The sequence below is a fragment of the Amnibacterium soli genome, assembly GCF_039544415.1.
GTDB lineage: Bacteria > Actinomycetota > Actinomycetes > Actinomycetales > Microbacteriaceae > Amnibacterium > Amnibacterium soli.
In genome coordinates this window covers 857,086-873,910 of the sequence record NZ_BAABLP010000002.1, presented here as the reverse complement: position 1 = coordinate 873,910, position 16,825 = coordinate 857,086, and the positions used below count along the sequence as shown (strand labels likewise).

The following is a 16,825-nucleotide window of genomic DNA, read 5'->3' as shown; positions in this document are numbered from 1 at the left end:
GACGCGGCGGACCGGGTGGCGGACGCCGCGGACCGGGCGGGCGACCGGGCCGCCGACGTCGCCGCCGGTGCCGCGGACCGCGCGGCCGACGCTCGCAGCCGGGCCGGCGACCGCATGCAGGCCGCGGCCGAGCGCGTCGACGCGGCGGTGCAGCGCTCCGCCGACGAGCGCGACGCCCGGACCGCCGCCGAGGCGGGTTCCGCCGAGCCCGCCGTCGACGACGCGGACCTCGAGCAGGTCGCGGAGCGCGTGCGCCGCGCCTCCGAGCGTGCGGACGCCGTCGCGGCCGAGGTCGACGAGGCGGCGGACGCCCTGGACTCGGTCGAGCGCGGTCGCACCCGGCGATGAGGACCCTCGCCGTCGGCAGGGGCCCGCACCTCGACGCGGAGGACCTGCTGCGCCGTCGCCGGCCCCGCGCGGTGCGGGCGGCGTTCATCACCTCCAGCGCGCTCGTGGTGCTGGTGGTCCTCGGCGTGCTCCTCCCGGTCCTCGGCTTCATCGGCGCGGCGGCCGCCGCGACGGTCGGCGTGCTGCGGGTGCCCGTGGCCGGCATCGCCGGCGCGCTCGCCGTCGGCTACCTGCTGGCGGCGGTGCTCCTCCTGGTCTGCGTGCGGCGCCGGAGCGGTGCGGTCGCGTGGGTCCTCGGCGTCGCGGCCGTGGTCTCGGCGCTGCTCGTCTCCGTGTGGCCGATCGTCGCGGTCTCGCTGAGCGGGGTCGAGCAGGTGCAGGACGTGATCCCCTTCATCCGGGACCTGGTCGCCCGCGTCGCGGACCGCTGACGACCGGGCGCCGGTCGTCACTCCCGTCACATCCGCCACTTCCGGAACCGGTTCCCGCGATCGGGTTTCCGACACCAGGGGACAGACCGCCCCGCCTGTCGGAGCGCGGGTTAGGCTCGACGCCAATCGATCGCGATCCCGGGGGAGAAGACGCTCAATGGCTCGAATGGGCGAAAGCGCCGACCGGCTGAAATGCTCGTTCTGCGGCAAGTCTCAGAAGCAGGTCCAGCAGCTCATCGCCGGCCCCGGGGTCTACATCTGCGACGAGTGCGTCGAGCTCTGCAACGAGATCATCGAGGAGCGCCTGGCGGAGGCCGCCGAGGAGAACCCCGGTGAGTTCGACCTGCCGAAGCCGAAGGAGATCTTCGCCTTCCTCGAGGAGTACGTCATCGGCCAGGAGGCCGCGAAGCGCTCCCTCTCCGTCGCGGTCTACAACCACTACAAGCGGGTGCGCGCCAAGGGCACCCTCGCCGCGGCCGACACGATCAAGGACGACATCGAGATCGCGAAGTCGAACATCCTGCTGATCGGCCCGACGGGCTGCGGCAAGACCTACCTCGCCCAGACGCTCGCGAAGCGCCTCAACGTCCCGTTCGCCGTCGCCGACGCGACGGCGCTGACGGAGGCGGGCTACGTCGGCGAGGACGTCGAGAACATCCTCCTCAAGCTCATCCAGGCCGCCGACTACGACGTCAAGCGGGCCGAGACCGGCATCATCTACATCGACGAGGTCGACAAGATCGCGCGGAAGGCGGAGAACCCCTCCATCACCCGCGACGTCTCCGGCGAGGGCGTGCAGCAGGCGCTGCTGAAGATCCTCGAGGGCACGACCGCCTCGGTGCCGCCGCAGGGCGGGCGCAAGCACCCGCACCAGGAGTTCATCCAGATCGACACGACGAACGTGCTGTTCATCGTGGCCGGCGCCTTCGCGGGGCTGGAGCAGATCATCGGTCAGCGGGTCGGCAAGAAGGGCATCGGCTTCGGCGCCCACCTGGGCTCCAAGGTCGACGAGAAGACGCTCTTCGCCGACGTGCTGCCCGAGGACCTGCACAAGTTCGGCCTGATCCCGGAGTTCATCGGCCGCCTCCCCGTCGTCACGACGGTCCTGCCGCTGGACCAGCCCGCGCTCATGGAGATCCTGACCGAGCCGAAGAACGCGCTCGTGAAGCAGTACCAGCGCATGTTCGAGCTCGACGGCGTCGACCTCGAGTTCGACCAGGGCGCCCTCGAGGCGATCGCCGACCTCGCCGTGCTGCGCCAGACCGGCGCCCGCGGCCTGCGCGCGATCCTCGAGGAGGTGCTCGGCCCGGTGATGTTCGAGGTGCCGTCCTCCAACGAGGTCGCCCGGGTCGTCATCACCCGCGACGCGGTCGAGAAGAACGCCGCGCCGACGATCGTGCCGCGCAGCCGGATCCGTCCGCAGGAGAAGAGCGCCTAGGCCGACCGCCCTCCGGAACGCCGGGTCCCCCTCCTGCAGGGCGGCCCGGCGTTCCGCGTTCCGGCGCCGCCTGCCACGATCGGTCCGTGGTGATCGACGAGGACCTGGTCCGCGCACTCGTCGCGGAGGTGCTGCCGCGGTGGGCGCACCTGCCCGTGCGCCAGGTGCTGCCCGGCGGCCACGACAACCGCACCTTCCGGCTGGGGGACGAGCTCGCGGTGCGGCTGCCGAGCGCCGAGCGCTACACGGCGGCCGTGGAGCGCGAGCAGCGGTGGCTGCCGGTGCTCGCCGCCGCGCTGCCCCTGCCGATCCCGGAACCGGTGGCGCTCGGCCGGCCCGCCGCCGACTTCCCCTGGCCCTGGTCGGTGAACCGCTGGATCGCGGGGGAGACGGCGATCACGGCCGCGGTCCCCGACCCGTCCCGCTTCGCCACGGACGTCGCCGGGTTCCTGACCGCGCTCCACGCGGTGGACACGACGGACGCGCCGCCGGCGGGCGAGCACAACTTCCACCGCGGCGGGGACCTCGTGGTCTACCGGGACGAGGCGGACGCGGTGCTGGCGACCCTGCCGGACGGCGGGCTCGTCGCCTGGGCGGGCGGCGTCCTCGACCGCGCGCTCGGCAGCAGCTGGGACCGCCCGGCGGTCTGGGTGCACGGCGACGTCGCGGTCGGCAACCTGCTCGTGCGCGACGGACGGCTGGCCGCGGTGATCGACTTCGGCGGCTGCGCCGTCGGGGACCCCGCCTCCGACCTCGTGCTCGCCTGGACCTTCCTCGACCACGGGGCGGCCGAGGCCTTCCGCGAGGCGGTCCGCCTGGATCAGGCGACCTGGGACCGCGCCGCGGGCTGGGCGCTCTGGAAGGCGCTGATCACCCTCGACGACCCCGGCAGCCGCCGCACGATCGCGCGCCTGCGCGAGGACCTGCCGTGATCGCCTACGCGAGTCCCCGCCGCCGCAGGAGGTGCTCGATCGAGGCGTCGCCGCCGCGGAAGGCGCGGTAGGCCTCGAGCGGGTCCTCCGCGTTGCCCCGGCCGAGCACGGCGCGCCGGAAGCGCTCGCCGTTCTCGCGGGTGAGGCCGCCGTGCTCCTCGAACCAGGCGACGGTGTCGGCGTCGAGCACCTCGCTCCAGATGTACGCGTAGTACGCGGCGCTGTAGCCGCCGGCGAACACGTGGGCGAAGTAGGTGGAGGCGTACCGGGGCGGGACCGCGGGCAGGTCGACGCCGGCGGCGGCGAGGGCGTCCGCCTCGAAGGCGACGACGTCCGTCACCGCGTCCGCCTCCTCCACTCTGAGCCGATGCCACGCCTGGTCGAGCATGGTCGCCGCCAGGTACTCCGTCGTCGCGAACCCCTGCCCGTAGGCGGCCGTGGCGCGCAGGCGCTCGGCCACGTCGGCGGGCAGCGGCTCACCCGTCTCGACGTGCCGCGCGTACCCGGGCAGCACGTCGGGGTGGAGCACCCACATCTCGTTCACCTGGCTGGGGAACTCGACGAAGTCCCGCGGCACGTTCGTGCCCGCGAGCTTCGGGTACCGCACGGCCGCGAAGAGCCCGTGCAGCGCGTGCCCGAACTCGTGGAACAGCGTCTCGACCGAGTCGAGGGTGAGCAGCGTCGGGGTGCCCGCGTCCGGCTTCGGCACGTTCAGGTTGTTGATCACCACCGCCTGCGCCTCGCCGAGCAGGGAGGCGCGGTCGACGAGCGAGTTCATCCACGCGCCGCCCCGCTTCTCGTCGCGGGTGTAGAGGTCCAGCAGGTAGAGGCCGAGCGGTCCGTCCTCGTCCGCCACGGCGAACACGCGGACGTCCGGGTGGTAGCCGACCAGGTCGGTGCGCTCCGCGAACCGGACGCCGTACAGGCGCTCGGCCGTCGCGAAGACGCCGTCGCGCAGCACCCGCTCGGCCTCGAACCAGGGCCGCAGCGCCGCCAGGTCGACGTCGAACTCGCGGCGGCGTCGCTGCTCCGCGAGACGCGCCCAGTCGGCGGCGGTCACGTCATCGCCGAGCTCCGCCTGCTCGCGGCGCGCGTTCCGCACCGCGGCCGGGACCAGGCGGTCGAGCAGGGCGGAGACGGCCTCGCTCGAGCCGGCGGTCTCGTCCGCGGCCACGAGCCCCGCGTGGTCGCGGAAGCCGAGCAGCCGCGCGCGCCGGGCGCGCAGCCGGACCGTCTCGAGCACGATCTCCCGGGTGTCGTGCTCCCCGCCGCGCGTGCCGCGGGCACGCGAGGCGGCCATCACCCGCTCGCGCAGCCCGACGTGCTCGAGGTCGGCGAGCACGGGCTGCCCGGTGGGCAGGACGAGGGTGAGCAGCCAGCCCTCGAGCCCGCGGGCCCGGGCGGCCCTGCGAGCGGCGGAGACGGTGTCGGCGGCGAGGCCGGCGAGCTCGCGCTCCTCCAGCACGTGCACGGCGAGCTCGTTCGTGTCGGCGACGAGCGCCGCGTCGAACCGGGTGGACAGGGCGGAGAGCCGCTCGTTCAGCGTCGTCAGCTCGGCCTTCGCAGCGTCGTCGAGCGCGGCGCCGGCGAGCTGCAGCTCGATGCGAGTGCGCTCGACGAGGCGGCGCTGCTCCGGGTCCAGCGCCTCGCGGTCGTGCCAGACGGCGTCGATGCGGGCGAACAGGGCCCCGTTCAGCCGGATGGCGTCGGCGTGCGCCGCCAGCCTCGGTGCGATGCGCTCCTCGAGGTCGCGCACGGGCGCCGTCGCGTGCGCCGAGGCGACGGTGAAGAACGCGGCGGCCACCCGGTCGAGCACCGGCGCGCTGCGCTCCAGGGCCTCGAGCGTGTTCGCGAACGACGGGGGAGCGGGGTCGGCGACGATGCGGTCGACCGCTTCGCGCTGCTCGAGCATGCCGGCCTCGAACGCGGGCTCGTAGTGCTCGTCGCGGATCACGGCGAACGGCGGCAACGCCGCAGGCAGGGTGCTCCGGGAGAGGAAGGGGTTGTCGGCCACGGGACGATCCTAGGAACCGGCGACCGCAGCGACCTGTTTGCAAAGAGGTGTTTGCAAAGAACCTGTTGCAGTTGTATCCTCGACGCATGGCAGAGGTGGCGCGCAGGGTCGGGGTGGAGGCGCTCAAGGCGCTCGCCCACCCCCTGCGCGTCCGCATCTTCAGCGAGCTGACGAGCTACGGGCCCGCGACCGCGAGCGCCCTCGCGGCGCGGCTGGGGGAGTCGAGCGGCTCCACGAGCTACCACCTGCGTCAGCTCGAGAAGCACGGCTACGTCCGCGAGGACGCCGAGCGCGGCAACGGCCGCGACCGGTGGTGGGAGCGGGTGCCGGGCCCCATCGAGCTGGCCGACGCGGTGTTCGACGACGCGCCGGGCGCGCGGGAGGCGGGCGACCTCGTCGAGCGCGAGTTCATCGACGCCGAGAACCGCCGGTTCGCCGCCTACTGGGCCGGCCGCAGCGAGCTGCCCGAGGAGTGGGTGCGCGCCACCCAGACCGGCTCCGTCGCACTGCGCCTGACGGCGGAGGAACTGGAGCGGCTCGGCGCCGAGGTCTGGGCGGTGTTCGAGCGCCATCGGCAGCAGGAGCCGTCCGAGGGGGCGCAGCGCGTCGACCTGCAGCTCCGCGGCTTCCCCGTCGTGGACGGGGCGAGGGAGGAGAGCGGTGACTCGCCGAAGAAGTGTTGTGGTCCGGGTGGCCCGGCCGCTACGGTGCTGACACGCCGATCCACGAAAGGAGCGTGAGCCCAATGAACCCGATGACCATCGCCTCGGTGCCGGCTCCGTTCCGACTCGGCGCCCTCGCCGGCTGAAGGCCTCGTCCGTCTCGTCCCAGCGCCGACTCCTGAAGGGGTCCGCACCGCTCGGGCCGACCGCGTAGACCGCCTCTCCGCACCTCGCCCGTCGTCCGCGTGACGACGCCCGCGCTCCTCCCGAGCGCCGCTCCCGCTCGAGTGCTCTCGAGCGGTCCCGCCCGTCAGGGGCGTCTCGTCCGCCGCGCAGGCGGGCCGTCGGCGTGCTCGCACGCCAGCTCAGAAGAGGAACACGCATGTCCACCACCACCAGGACCCGCACGAGCGGCACCGCGCTCGTCGACGGGTGGCGCTCCCGCGAGCTGCCGCCGCTGGCGACGACCGACCGGATCGCCCTGCGGCTCGGCCTGGCCCTGATCCTGTGGGGTCAGCGCCACGCCGAGCGCACCGCCCGCGCCGAGCACGCTCGACGCGACGGCGCCGCCGAACGCGCCGCGCACTCGCGCGACGCCGCCTTCGAACACCGCACCCACGCCGGACCGACGTGGTGAGCACGAGCACCCGAGAGGAGGAACCGATGACCACCACCACCACCGCGCTCGAGCGCGAGGCGGACGCCGCGCTGCACGCGCCGCACCTGCCGGCCCTCGCGCCGACCGACCGCCTCGCGCTGGCGCTCGGCACGCAGCTGATCCTGTGGGGCGAGCGGCAGCGTCAGCTGCGCGTCGCCCGTGCCGACCGCGCGGAGCAGGCCCGCGCCTCGCAGGCCGCCGCGCGCGCCGACGCGGCGTCGCGCGACACCTTCGAGCACCGCGCCGCCGCCGGCCCCGCATGGTGATGCCGGCCGAGCACGGCGAAGGGGACCGCACGCGATCCGCGCGGGTCCCCTTCGTCGTTCCGGGCGCTACCGCCGGTCGTCCTCGGCCGCCTCGTCGAGCTCGACGGACGTGACGAGCGCGACGTCCTCGTCGACCATGCGGATCCGCGTGCCGTCGTCGAGGTCGACGAGCGGGCGGCCCTCCAGGTAGGTCAGCGTCCAGCCCCACCCCTCGGTGGGCTGGTCCGCGTCCTCGAGCTCCGCCTCCACCGTCCGGACCGCGGCGCGGATCGGCTCGGGCAGCCGCTGCGGCGCGGGGGACCCGACGGCCCACCGCGTGCCGAGCTGCATCTCAGGCCACCGGCACCGTCTGCAGGACCCAGCCGCCCGCGGCGTCCGCGAACTTCTCCTGCAGCGCCTTGGTGGCCGCGTCGTCCGCCTTCGCGGTCCAGCGGAGGAGCGGCCGCTGCGACGACTCGGCCGCGCTGCGCACGTGCTCGATCAGCGCCGTGCCGACGCCCTCGCCGCGCTGGGCCGGGCCGACGAAGAGGTCCTCGATCTGCAGGCCCGAGTCGCCCTGCAGCAGGCGCTCGAACGGCAGCGCGTGCACGAAGCCGACGACCGCGCCGGACTCGTCGTGCGCGACCGCGCCGTGGGCGCCCGGTGCCTGCAGCGCCGTGAAGACCCGCATGACCTGCTCGTCCGTCATGACGACGCCGGCGTTCTCCGCGTACTCGGCGAAGAGGCCGTACCAGGCGAAGAACTCGCGCTCGTTCAGCGGTGCGATCGTGACCGTCATCGTTCGTGCTCCCCCTGCTGCGCGTCGCTCGCGAAGACGACGTCCGACACCGAGACGGTCCCGCCCGCCGAGGAGTCCACCCGCAGACCCACCTCGGCGATGCGTCCCGCCGCCTTCAGATCCTCGACCACGAGGCCGATGCCCTGCAGCACCGGCTCGGGACCGCTGATGACCAGTGATGCTACCGGCGACTTCTGCGACACCTTGGCATCCGTCTTCGCGCGCCGGATCCCGATCAGCGCCTCGCCCGCCGACCCGAGCAGCGCCCGATCGCCGTCGAGCCCGAGCTGCTGCGGCCACCCCTCTGCGTGCACCGAGCCGGTGTGCGACCAGCGCCACGCCTCCTCGGTCGCGAACGGCAGGAAGGGGGCGAGCAGCTTCAGCAGCGCCTCGAGCGCGAGCTTCAGCGCGGCGGCCGCGGAGGCGCTGCCTGCCGCGTCGTCGCCGTACGCGCGCTCCTTGACGAGCTCGAGGTGGTCGTCGCAGAAGGTCCAGAAGAAGGGCTCGATCGTCTCGAGCGCCCGCGCGTGGTCCGACGCCTCGAAGGCCGCGGTCGCCTGCTGGATCACGTGGTCGAGCGCCGCGAGCATGCTCGCGTCGAGCGCCGCCGTCACCAGCGCCCGGTCCGCCTCGCCCTCGAAGCCGAGGATGAACTTCGCCGCGTTCAGCACCTTGATCGCGAGGCGGCGGCCCTTGCGCATCTGCGTCGGGTTCAGCACGTCGAGCGCCGCGTCCGTGCCGAGCCGGCTCGAGGCCGCCCAGTAGCGGACGGCGTCGGAGCCGTGCTGCGCCAGGATGTCCGCCGGCGTGACGACGTTGCCCTTCGACTTCGACATCTTCTTGCGGTCGGGGTCCACGATGAACCCGCTGATCGCAGCCGACTTCCACGGCAGCTCGCCGAACGCGAGCTCGCTGCGCAGCAGCGTCGAGAACAGCCAGGTGCGGATGATGTCCTGCCCCTGCGGGCGCAGGTCGAAGGGGAAGACGGCGTTCCACAGCTCCGGGTCGCGCAGCCAGCCGCCGGCGAGCTGCGGGGTGAGGGACGAGGTCGCCCAGGTGTCCATGACGTCCACCTCGCCGACGAAGCCGCCGGCCTGCCCGCGCTGCGCCTCGGTGAACCCGGGCGGCACGTCGCTGGAGGGGTCGACGGGCAGCGCGGCCGCGTCGGGCACGAGCACCTCGTCGAAGCGGGGGTTGCCGTCCCCGTCCACCCGGTACCAGACCGGCAGCGGCACGCCGAAGAACCGCTGGCGGGAGATCAGCCAGTCGCCGGTCAGGCCGCCGACCCAGTTCTCGTAGCGGACGCGCATGAAGTCGGGCGCGAAGCCGAGCTCGGCGCCGGCTTCGAGCAGGCGCTCCTTCAGCTCGGGTCGGCGCGCGCCGTTGACGAGGTACCACTGGCGCGTGGATACGATCTCGAGCGGCCGGTCGCCCTTCTCGAAGAACTTCACCAGGTGGGTGATCGCCCGCGGCTCGCCGATGAGGCGGTCCGCCGCGCGCAGCAGGTCGACGACGGCGGTGCGCGCGGAGAACACGGTCTTCCCCGTCAGCGCGGCGTACGCCTCCCGGCCCTCGGACGACTCGATCGCCTCCGGCGCCTCGGACACGAAGCGGCCGTCGAAGCCGATGACGGCGCGGTTCGGCAGCGACAGGTCGCGCCACCAGGTGACGTCGTTCAGGTCGCCGAAGGTGCAGACCATCGCGATGCCGGTGCCCTTGTCGGGCTGGGCCAGGTGGTGGGCCACGACCGGCACCTCGACGCCGAAGACGGGGGTGCGCACCGTGCGGCCCACGAGGCCCTTGTAGCGCTCGTCGTCGGGGTGGGCGACGAGGGCCACGCAGGCGGGCAGCAGCTCGGGGCGCGTGGTGTCGATCAGCACGTCGCCCTCGGGGCCTCGGGCCCCTTGAGCCGGTTCCTCCGCGCCGGTCCCGTCCGGCGCGGATGACGTGCCGACCAGGGAGAAGGCCAGCTGGTGGTAGGCGCCGGGCTGCTCGCGGTCCTCGAGCTCGGCCTGCGCGACGGCGGTGCGGAAGGTGACGTCCCAGAGGCTCGGCGCCTCCGCCTGGTACGCCTCGCCGCGGGCGAGGTTGTCGAGGAAGGCGCGCTGGCTGATCGCCCGGGCGTCGTCGCCGATGGTCCGGTAGGACTGCGCGAAGTCGACGGAGAGGCCGACCGTGCGGAAGACCTCCTCGAACTGCTGCTCGTCCTCGACGGTGAGGCGCTCGCAGAGCTCGATGAAGTTGCGGCGGGAGATCGGCACCTGGTCGCCCGCGCGGGTCGACTTCGCCGTGCCCTCCGAGGGCGGCGTGAAGTCGGGGTCGTAGGGGAGCGACGGGTCGCAGCGGACGCCGTAGTAGTTCTGCACGCGCCGCTCGGTGGGCAGGCCGTTGTCGTCCCAGCCCATCGGGTAGAAGACGCGCTTGCCGCGCATGCGCTGGAACCGCGCCATCAGGTCCGTGTGCGTGTACGAGAACACGTGGCCGATGTGCAGCGAGCCGCTCGCGGTGGGCGGCGGGGTGTCGATGGAGTAGACGCCCTCGCGGCCGCCGTCCGTGCCGGGGAAGCGGTAGACGCCCTCCTCCTCCCACACCGCGGCGAACTTCTGCTCGAGGCCTTCGAGCGCGGGCTTGTCGGGCACGCCCAGAGGGGAGTGCGCGGGCGTCGACAGGGACATGGCGGGACCTCGTTCGCGGTGTGGGCGGCACCGTGTCGCAGGTGCCTCAGATGTCGCCCGGTCGGGCGGGTCCTCAGGCTACCGGCCCGGCGCCCATGTGCGCGGACCCGCGGAGGGGCATAGCGTCGCCGCGTGCGGTCGCGGGGGTGGTGGCGCGTGGCGCCGATGGTGTTCGCGCTGGCTTACGGCGGGAACCAGTTCAGCCCCCTCCTGCTGCTCTACCGCCAGCGGGAGGGGTACAGCCAGGTCGCCGTCGACCTGCTCTTCGCCGCCTACATCGTCGGGATCATCCCCGGCTTCCTGATCTGCGGGCCGCTCTCGGACCGCTTCGGGAGGAAGCCGGTGCTGCTCGCGGGAGCGGCGCTCGGCGTCGTCGGCAGCGCCGTGCTGGGCCTCGCCGCGACGTCGCTGCCGCTGCTCGCGGTCGGGCGCCTCGTGTCGGGCGCGAGCGTCGCCGCCGCGATGGTCGTCGGCAGCAGCTGGATCAAGGAGCTGTCGGCGGGCCTGCCCGGACCCGTCGCCGCCCGGCGGGCGTCGTTGACGCTGACGGCCGGGTTCGCGCTCGGCCCCGCGGTCGCCGGCGCGATCGCGCAGTGGGGACCCGCGCCGACCGAGCTGCCCTACGCGATCCACGTCGTGCTCGCGCTGGTGTGCGGAGCGGTGCTCGTCGCCGCGCCCGAGACGCGCACCCCGGGTCCGCTGCGCCTGCGGCTGCCGGGGCGGGTGCGCGGCCCGTTCCTCGGCGCCGTCCTGCCCGCGGCGCCGTGGGTCTTCGGCTGCGCGAGCGTCGCCTTCGCGGTCACGCCCGCCGTGCTCGTCGACCGGCTCGGCGGCGGCGCCATCGCGTACGCGACCCTGCTCGCGGTCGTCGCGCTCGTCTTCGGTGCCGCGATCCAGCCGCTGGCGCCGCGGATCGGTGCGGCGACCGGAGGGCGGCAGCTCGCGGTCGGCCTGGCGGTCGCCGTGCTCGGCCTGCTCGGCGCGGCGCTCGTCGCCGGGGTGCAGCAGCCCTGGCTCGGCGTCCCCGTCGCCGCGGTGCTCGGCACGGGCTACGGCATCTGCCTCGTCTCCGGGCTGACGGAGGTGCAGCGCATCGCGCCGCCGGACGAGCTCGCGGCGCTCACCGCCGTCTACTACAGCGCCACCTACCTCGGCTTCCTGCTGCCGGTCGTGCTCGCGGCCCTGTCGGCGCTGGCGCCCGAGCCGCTGCTGCTCCTGCTCGTCGCCGCGCTCTGCGCGGTGAGCCTCGCCGCCGTGCTGCGCACCACGGGGCGGCGCGCCTCCTCCTGATCGCGCGAGCGTGCGCGAGGCCGTAGGATCCGGGCAACGACTGCGATCCGGCCATCACCGGGGAGTCCCCGGAAGAGCCCGTCGCGAGGCGGGGGTAGAACCGGGCGGGGCAGGCCCGTCATCGCCGATGCGGAGTGGGCGCGCGAGCGCCAAGCGGGGTGGTACCGCGCCGTCGAGGCGTCCCCGTGCTGGTCGACACGGCACGGAGGAACTGATGGCCTACCCGAAGGACGGCGGCGACGCCGTCAACCCCAGCCCGCGCTTCCCCGACATCGAGCGCGACGTGCTCGCGTTCTGGGCCGAGGACGGCACGTTCCAGGCCTCCATCGACGCCCGCAGCGACGCGCCCGAGTGGGTGTTCTACGACGGCCCGCCGTTCGCGAACGGCCTGCCGCACTACGGCCACCTGCTGACCGGCTACGCGAAGGACGTGTTCCCGCGGTACCAGACGATGCGCGGCAAGCAGGTGCACCGCCGCTTCGGCTGGGACACCCACGGCCTGCCCGCGGAGCTCGAGGCGATGCGCCAGCTCGGCATCACCACCAAGGAGGAGATCGAGCAGATGGGCGTCGGCGCGTTCAACGCCGCCGCCCGCGCCTCCGTCCTGAAGTACACGGGGGAGTGGCGCGACTACGTCACCCGTCAGGCGCGCTGGGTCGACTTCGACAACGACTACAAGACGCTCGAGCCCGAGTTCATGGAGAGCGTGCTCTGGGCGTTCAAGACGCTGCACGAGCAGGGGCTCGCCTACGAGGGCTTCCGCGTGCTGCCGTACTGCTGGAACGACGAGACGCCGCTGTCGAACCACGAGCTGCGGATGGACGACGACGTCTACCAGCGCCGCCAGGACCCGTCCGTCACCGTCACCTTCCCGCTCGTCGGGGAGAAGGCGGAGGTGCTCGGCCTGACGGGCGTGCGCGCGCTCGCCTGGACGACGACGCCGTGGACGCTGCCGACGAACTTCGCGCTCGCGGTGGGGCCCGAGATCGAGTACGCGGTCGTGCCCGCCGGCCCGGCCGGCTCCCACGACTCGGAGGCGCCCGACTCGACGGGCTCGCCGAGCGGCACGACGACGCTCGCCGCGGAGGTGCTCGTCGCGGACTACCTGGTCGCCTCGGCCCGGGTCGGGGACTACTACAAGGAGCTCGGGTACGCCTCCGCCGCCGAGGCGAAGGAGGCGGTGCGCCGCACGGTCCGCGGCGGCGAGCTGCAGGACGTGCAGTACGACCGGCTGTGGGACGTGTACGCCGACGTCGAGCGGTGGGGCACCGAGCGCGCCTGGCGGGTGCTCGTCGCCGAGTACGTCTCGACGGAGGACGGCACCGGCATCGTCCACCAGGCCCCGGCCTACGGCGAGGACGATCAGCTGATCGGCACCGCCGCCGGCATCCCGACGATCATCTCCGTCGACGAGAAGGCCCGGTTCCTGCCGATGTTCGCCGGCACCGAGCTCGCCGACGTCGTCGGGGTGCAGGTGTTCGACGCGAACCGCACCCTGATCCGCGCGCTGAAGGCGAAGGGCCGCCTGCTGCAGGAGCGCTCCTACGAGCACAGCTACCCGCACTGCTGGCGCTGCCGCCGGCCGCTGATCTACAAGGCGGTCTCGAGCTGGTTCGTGCGCGTCACGCAGTACCGCGACCGCATGGTCGAGCTGAACCAGCGGATCACCTGGGTGCCCGACAACGTCAAGGACGGCCAGTTCGGCAAGTGGCTCGCCGGCGCCCGCGACTGGTCCGTCAGCCGCAACCGGTACTGGGGCAGCCCGATCCCGGTCTGGCGCAGCGACGACCCGGCCCACCCGCGCACGGACGTCTACGGCTCGCTCGACGACCTCGAGCGCGACTTCGGCCGCCTGCCGCGCAACGAGGAGGGGGAGGTCGACCTGCACCGCCCCTACATCGACGACCTGACGCGCCCGAATCCCGACGACCCGACCGGCGCCTCCACCATGCGGCGCATCGAGGACGTCTTCGACGTGTGGTTCGACTCCGGCTCGATGCCGTACGCGCAGGTGCACCACCCGTTCGAGAACGCCGAGTGGTTCGAGTCGCACAACCCGGCCGACTTCATCGTCGAGTACATCGGGCAGACCCGCGGCTGGTTCTACGTCATGCACGCCCTCGCGACGCCGCTGTTCGACCGGCCGGCGTTCAAGAACGTCGTCAGCCACGGGATCGTGCTCGGCAACGACGGCGCGAAGATGTCGAAGTCGCTGCGGAATTACCCCGACGTGTCCGAGGTGTTCGACCGCGATGGCTCCGACGCGATGCGCTGGTTCCTGCTCGCCTCCCCGGTGCTGCGCGGCGGCAACCTGGTCGTGACGGAGGAGGGGATCCGCGAGGGCGTGCGGCAGGTGCTGCTGCCGCTGTGGAGCACGTACTACTTCTTCACGCTCTACGCCGGCGCGGAGGACTACGACGCGCAGTGGCGCACGGACTCCGCCGACCCGCTCGACCGCTACGTGCTCGCGGCGACGGGCGACCTCGTGCGCGGGCTGCAGGCGGACCTCGACGGGTTCGACACCGCGGGCGCCTCCCAGCGCCTCCGGGACTTCGCGGACCTGCTGACCAACTGGTACGTGCGCCTGTCGCGGGAGCGCTTCTGGGCCACCAGGTCCGGCGGCGGCCTGTCGCAGGAGAGCCGCGACGCGTTCGACACGCTCTACACGGTGCTCGAGACGATGACCCGGGTCGCGGCGCCGCTGCTGCCCCTCGTCGCCGAGCGCATCTGGAAGGGCCTCACGGGCGGCCGCAGCGTGCACCTCACCGACTGGCCCGACGCGACCGCGTTCCCGGAGGACGCGGCGCTCGTCGCGCGGATGGACCGGCTGCGCGAGATCGTCTCCGCCTCCCTCGCCCTGCGCAAGGAGGCGGGCCTGCGGGTGCGCCTGCCGCTCGCGCGGCTGACCGTGGTCGCGGCCGACGCCGCCGACCTCGGGCCCGGCACGGCGATCCTCGCGGACGAGCTGAACGTGAAGGCCGTCGACCTGGTGCCGGAGACGCCCGGCATCGGCGAGACCTACGGCGTCGCGCAGCGGCTCGCGGTCAACGCCCGCGCCCTCGGCCCGCGCATCGGCAAGCAGGTGCAGGCCGTGATCAAGGCGGCGAAGGCGGGGGACTGGTCCGCGGACGGCGGGACGGTCGTCGCGGGCGGCGTCGCGCTGCTCGACGGCGAGTACGAGCTGGTGCTCGAGCGCTCGGGCTCGACCGAGGGCACCGCGCTCGCGCTCCTGCCGGCCGGCGGCTTCGTGCTGCTCGAGACGACGACCACGCCGGAGCTGGAGCTCGAGGGCCGGGCGCGCGACTTCGTCCGCGACGTGCAGCAGGCGCGCCGCGCCGCGGGGCTCGACGTCACCGACCGCATCGACCTCGCGGTCGAGGGCGACGCGGACCTGCAGGCGATGCTCGCGGCCCACGGGGAGCTCGTGCGGCGGGAGACCCTCGTCGACTCGCTCGTCGTCGAGGCCGCGGGACCCGGTACCGCGGACCGGGTGCTGCGCTGGCCCGACGGCCACCTGACCCGGATCGAGACCGGAAGCTGGGGAGCCGCCGAGGGCGCGCGCTTCGAGCTGCGGCGCGCGGGAGGATCGACGCTCGATGTCTGACAGCCCTCTGGACCGCATGCTCGACGAACTCTACGGCCGCGTCGGCGAGGTGGCGCCGCAGCCCCGCCTCTCCGCGACCCGCACGGCGCTCGAGATGATGGGCGACCCCCATCGCGCCTACCCGATCGTGCACATCACGGGCACGAACGGGAAGACCTCCACCTCCCGCCTCGTCGAGAGCGTGCTGCGCGCGCACGGTCTGCGCACCGGCCTCTTCACGAGTCCCGACCTCGGCTACCTCGGCGAGCGCATCGTCGTGGACGGCGAGCCGATCGCGGAGGACGACCTGCTCGCCGCGTGGGCGGAGGTGAAGCCGTACCTCGAGCTCGCGGACGCCGCGCTCGCGAAGACGGACGAGCCCCCGCTGACGTTCTTCGAGGCGTTGACGGTGCTCGCCTACGCCGTGTTCGCCGACGCGCCCGTCGACGTCGGGGTGATCGAGGTCGGCATGGGCGGGGAGTGGGACTCCACGAACGTCGCGGACGGGCAGGTCGCCGTCTTCACGCCGATCGACCTCGACCACACGGACCGCCTCGGCCGCACCGTCGCCGAGATCGCCCGGACCAAGGCGGGGATCATCAAGCCCGGCCGCTCCGTCGTCTCCGCGGTGCAGCAGGCCGAGGGGCTCGCGGAGCTCGAGCGCGCCGCCGAGCTGTCGGAGGCGGACGTGTCGCTGGAGGGCCGCGACTTCCGCGTGCTGTCCCGCACGCCCGCGGTCGGCGGGCAGGTGGTCGACGTGCAGGGTCGCGCCGGGCGCTACGACGGCCTGTTCGTGCCGCTGCTGGGCGCCCACCAGGCGCAGAACACGGCCGTCGCGATCGCCGCGGTCGAGACCTTCCTCGGGAACGGGGAGCAGCCCCTGACCGGCGACGTGCTCGCCGAGGGGCTCGCCGCGGCGACGTCGCCCGGCCGCCTGCAGGTCGTGGGTCGCGACCCGCTGCTCGTCGTCGACGCCGCCCACAACCCGCACGGCGTCACCGCGATGGCCGCGGCGCTCGCGGAGTCCTTCCCGCTCGGCCACGTCGTCGCCGTGCTCGCGGTGCTGGCCGACAAGGACGCCGAGGGCATGATCCGCGCCGCCGCGGACCTCGTCGACGAGTTCGTCGTCACCACCGCCCCCTCCGACCGCACCAGCGACCCGGACGCCCTCGCCCGCACGGTCGTGGACGTCGTCGGCGCCGACCGCGTCGTCGTCGAGCCCGACCTGGACCGCGCGCTGCAGGCGGCCCGAGAGCTGGCCGAGGAGCACGCGACGGGCTCGGACGACGCCGAGGAGCCCGGCGTCGTCGTGTTCGGCTCGATCACCCTGGTGGCGAAGGTGCTGCAGACCGTGCGCGAGCACGGGTGGTCGTGACCGCCGCGCGCCCGGGCCGGCGCCCGCGCAGGGCGAGGACGGTCACGGCGACGCTCGCCGCGATGATGCTCGCGACCGAGCTGCTCGTGGTCCTCCTGGTGTTTCTCGCTCTGCTCGGGCTCGGCACCCTGCCCGCCGCCGTCGCGCTCGGCGGGGGAGGAGCGCTCGTCGTGCTCATCGCCGTCGCCGCGGCGCTGTCCAGCAGGCGGATCGGCATCGTGCTCGGCTGGATCGCGCAGATCGTGCTGCTCTCGACGTTCGCGCTCGACTTCGCGGTCGGCCTCGTCGGCCTGATCTTCGCCGGCATCTGGACCTACAGCATGATTGTCGGCAGGCGCATCGACCGCCGCACCGCGTGAACCACGAAGGAGCACC

The 16,825-nt window shown here is 73.7% G+C and carries 15 protein-coding genes; 11 read left to right on the top strand and 4 right to left on the bottom strand.

Annotation, left to right across the window (positions count from 1 at the left end):
• The 4 genes from ABEA53_RS08145 to ABEA53_RS08130 all read left to right on the top strand — a co-directional run.
• A partial coding sequence (locus tag ABEA53_RS08145; RefSeq protein ID WP_345480566.1) for a hypothetical protein occupies positions 1-348 on the top strand: 348 nt, incomplete at its 5' end.
• Positions 345-779 (top strand): hypothetical protein, encoded by a 435-nt coding sequence (locus ABEA53_RS08140; RefSeq protein ID WP_345480564.1) that lies wholly within the window; start codon positions 345-347, stop codon positions 777-779. The genes ABEA53_RS08145 and ABEA53_RS08140, both read left to right, overlap by 4 nt.
• 157 nt (positions 780-936) lie before the next feature.
• Positions 937-2,217 (top strand): ATP-dependent Clp protease ATP-binding subunit ClpX, encoded by a 1,281-nt coding sequence (clpX, locus tag ABEA53_RS08135; RefSeq protein ID WP_345480563.1) that lies wholly within the window; start codon positions 937-939, stop codon positions 2,215-2,217.
• An 86-nt stretch (positions 2,218-2,303) separates the two neighbouring features.
• Entirely contained in the window at positions 2,304-3,149 is an 846-nt protein-coding gene (locus tag ABEA53_RS08130; RefSeq protein WP_345480562.1) for an aminoglycoside phosphotransferase family protein, read from the top strand.
• 4 nt (positions 3,150-3,153) lie between these two features.
• On the opposite strand, the gene ABEA53_RS08125 is transcribed toward ABEA53_RS08130, so the two are convergent.
• On the bottom strand, positions 3,154-5,163 hold the full coding sequence (locus tag ABEA53_RS08125) for a M3 family metallopeptidase (protein ID WP_345480561.1): 2,010 nt from the start codon (positions 5,161-5,163) through the stop codon (positions 3,154-3,156).
• Between the two features lie 86 nt (positions 5,164-5,249).
• Here ABEA53_RS08125 and ABEA53_RS08120 point away from each other — a divergent pair, with 86 nt between their 5' ends.
• From ABEA53_RS08120 to ABEA53_RS08110, 3 genes are all read left to right on the top strand, one after another.
• Positions 5,250-5,903, top strand: coding sequence for an ArsR/SmtB family transcription factor (locus ABEA53_RS08120; protein ID WP_345480560.1), 654 nt, complete (start codon positions 5,250-5,252; stop codon positions 5,901-5,903).
• 304 nt (positions 5,904-6,207) lie between these two features.
• Positions 6,208-6,462: a hypothetical protein gene (locus ABEA53_RS08115; RefSeq protein ID WP_345480558.1), complete on the top strand. Its 255-nt coding sequence runs from the start codon at positions 6,208-6,210 to the stop codon at positions 6,460-6,462.
• Between the two features lie 26 nt (positions 6,463-6,488).
• Positions 6,489-6,749, top strand: a complete 261-nt coding sequence (locus ABEA53_RS08110) for a hypothetical protein (RefSeq protein WP_345480557.1) — start codon at positions 6,489-6,491, stop codon at positions 6,747-6,749.
• A gap of 66 nt (positions 6,750-6,815) precedes the next feature.
• On the opposite strand, the gene ABEA53_RS08105 is transcribed toward ABEA53_RS08110, so the two are convergent.
• From ABEA53_RS08105 to valS, 3 genes are read right to left on the bottom strand one after another with little or no spacing between them, the layout of a single operon-like run.
• Complete coding sequence (locus tag ABEA53_RS08105; RefSeq protein ID WP_345480556.1) at positions 6,816-7,079, bottom strand: hypothetical protein; 264 nt, start codon at positions 7,077-7,079, stop codon at positions 6,816-6,818.
• Between the two features lies 1 nt (position 7,080).
• Positions 7,081-7,527, bottom strand: coding sequence for a GNAT family N-acetyltransferase (locus ABEA53_RS08100; protein WP_345480554.1), 447 nt, complete (start codon positions 7,525-7,527; stop codon positions 7,081-7,083).
• Positions 7,524-10,202, bottom strand: coding sequence for a valine--tRNA ligase (valS, locus tag ABEA53_RS08095; protein WP_345480553.1), 2,679 nt, complete (start codon positions 10,200-10,202; stop codon positions 7,524-7,526). The genes ABEA53_RS08100 and valS overlap by 4 nt, the downstream gene beginning before the upstream one ends.
• Before the next feature lie 132 nt (positions 10,203-10,334).
• Here valS and ABEA53_RS08090 point away from each other — a divergent pair, with 132 nt between their 5' ends.
• The 4 genes from ABEA53_RS08090 to ABEA53_RS08075 all read left to right on the top strand — a co-directional run bounded on the left by ABEA53_RS08090 (position 10,335) and on the right by ABEA53_RS08075 (position 16,809).
• Entirely contained in the window at positions 10,335-11,492 is a 1,158-nt protein-coding gene (locus tag ABEA53_RS08090) for an MFS transporter (RefSeq protein ID WP_345480552.1), read from the top strand.
• 214 nt (positions 11,493-11,706) lie between these two features.
• On the top strand, positions 11,707-15,096 hold the full coding sequence (gene ileS / locus ABEA53_RS08085; RefSeq protein WP_345480551.1) for an isoleucine--tRNA ligase: 3,390 nt from the start codon (positions 11,707-11,709) through the stop codon (positions 15,094-15,096).
• Positions 15,089-16,450 (top strand): bifunctional folylpolyglutamate synthase/dihydrofolate synthase, encoded by a 1,362-nt coding sequence (locus ABEA53_RS08080; RefSeq protein ID WP_345480550.1) that lies wholly within the window; start codon positions 15,089-15,091, stop codon positions 16,448-16,450. Before ileS ends, ABEA53_RS08080 begins: the two co-directional genes overlap by 8 nt.
• Entirely contained in the window at positions 16,447-16,809 is a 363-nt protein-coding gene (locus ABEA53_RS08075) for a DUF4233 domain-containing protein (RefSeq protein WP_345480549.1), read from the top strand. Before ABEA53_RS08080 ends, ABEA53_RS08075 begins: the two co-directional genes overlap by 4 nt.
• Positions 16,810-16,825 lie beyond the last annotated feature (16 nt).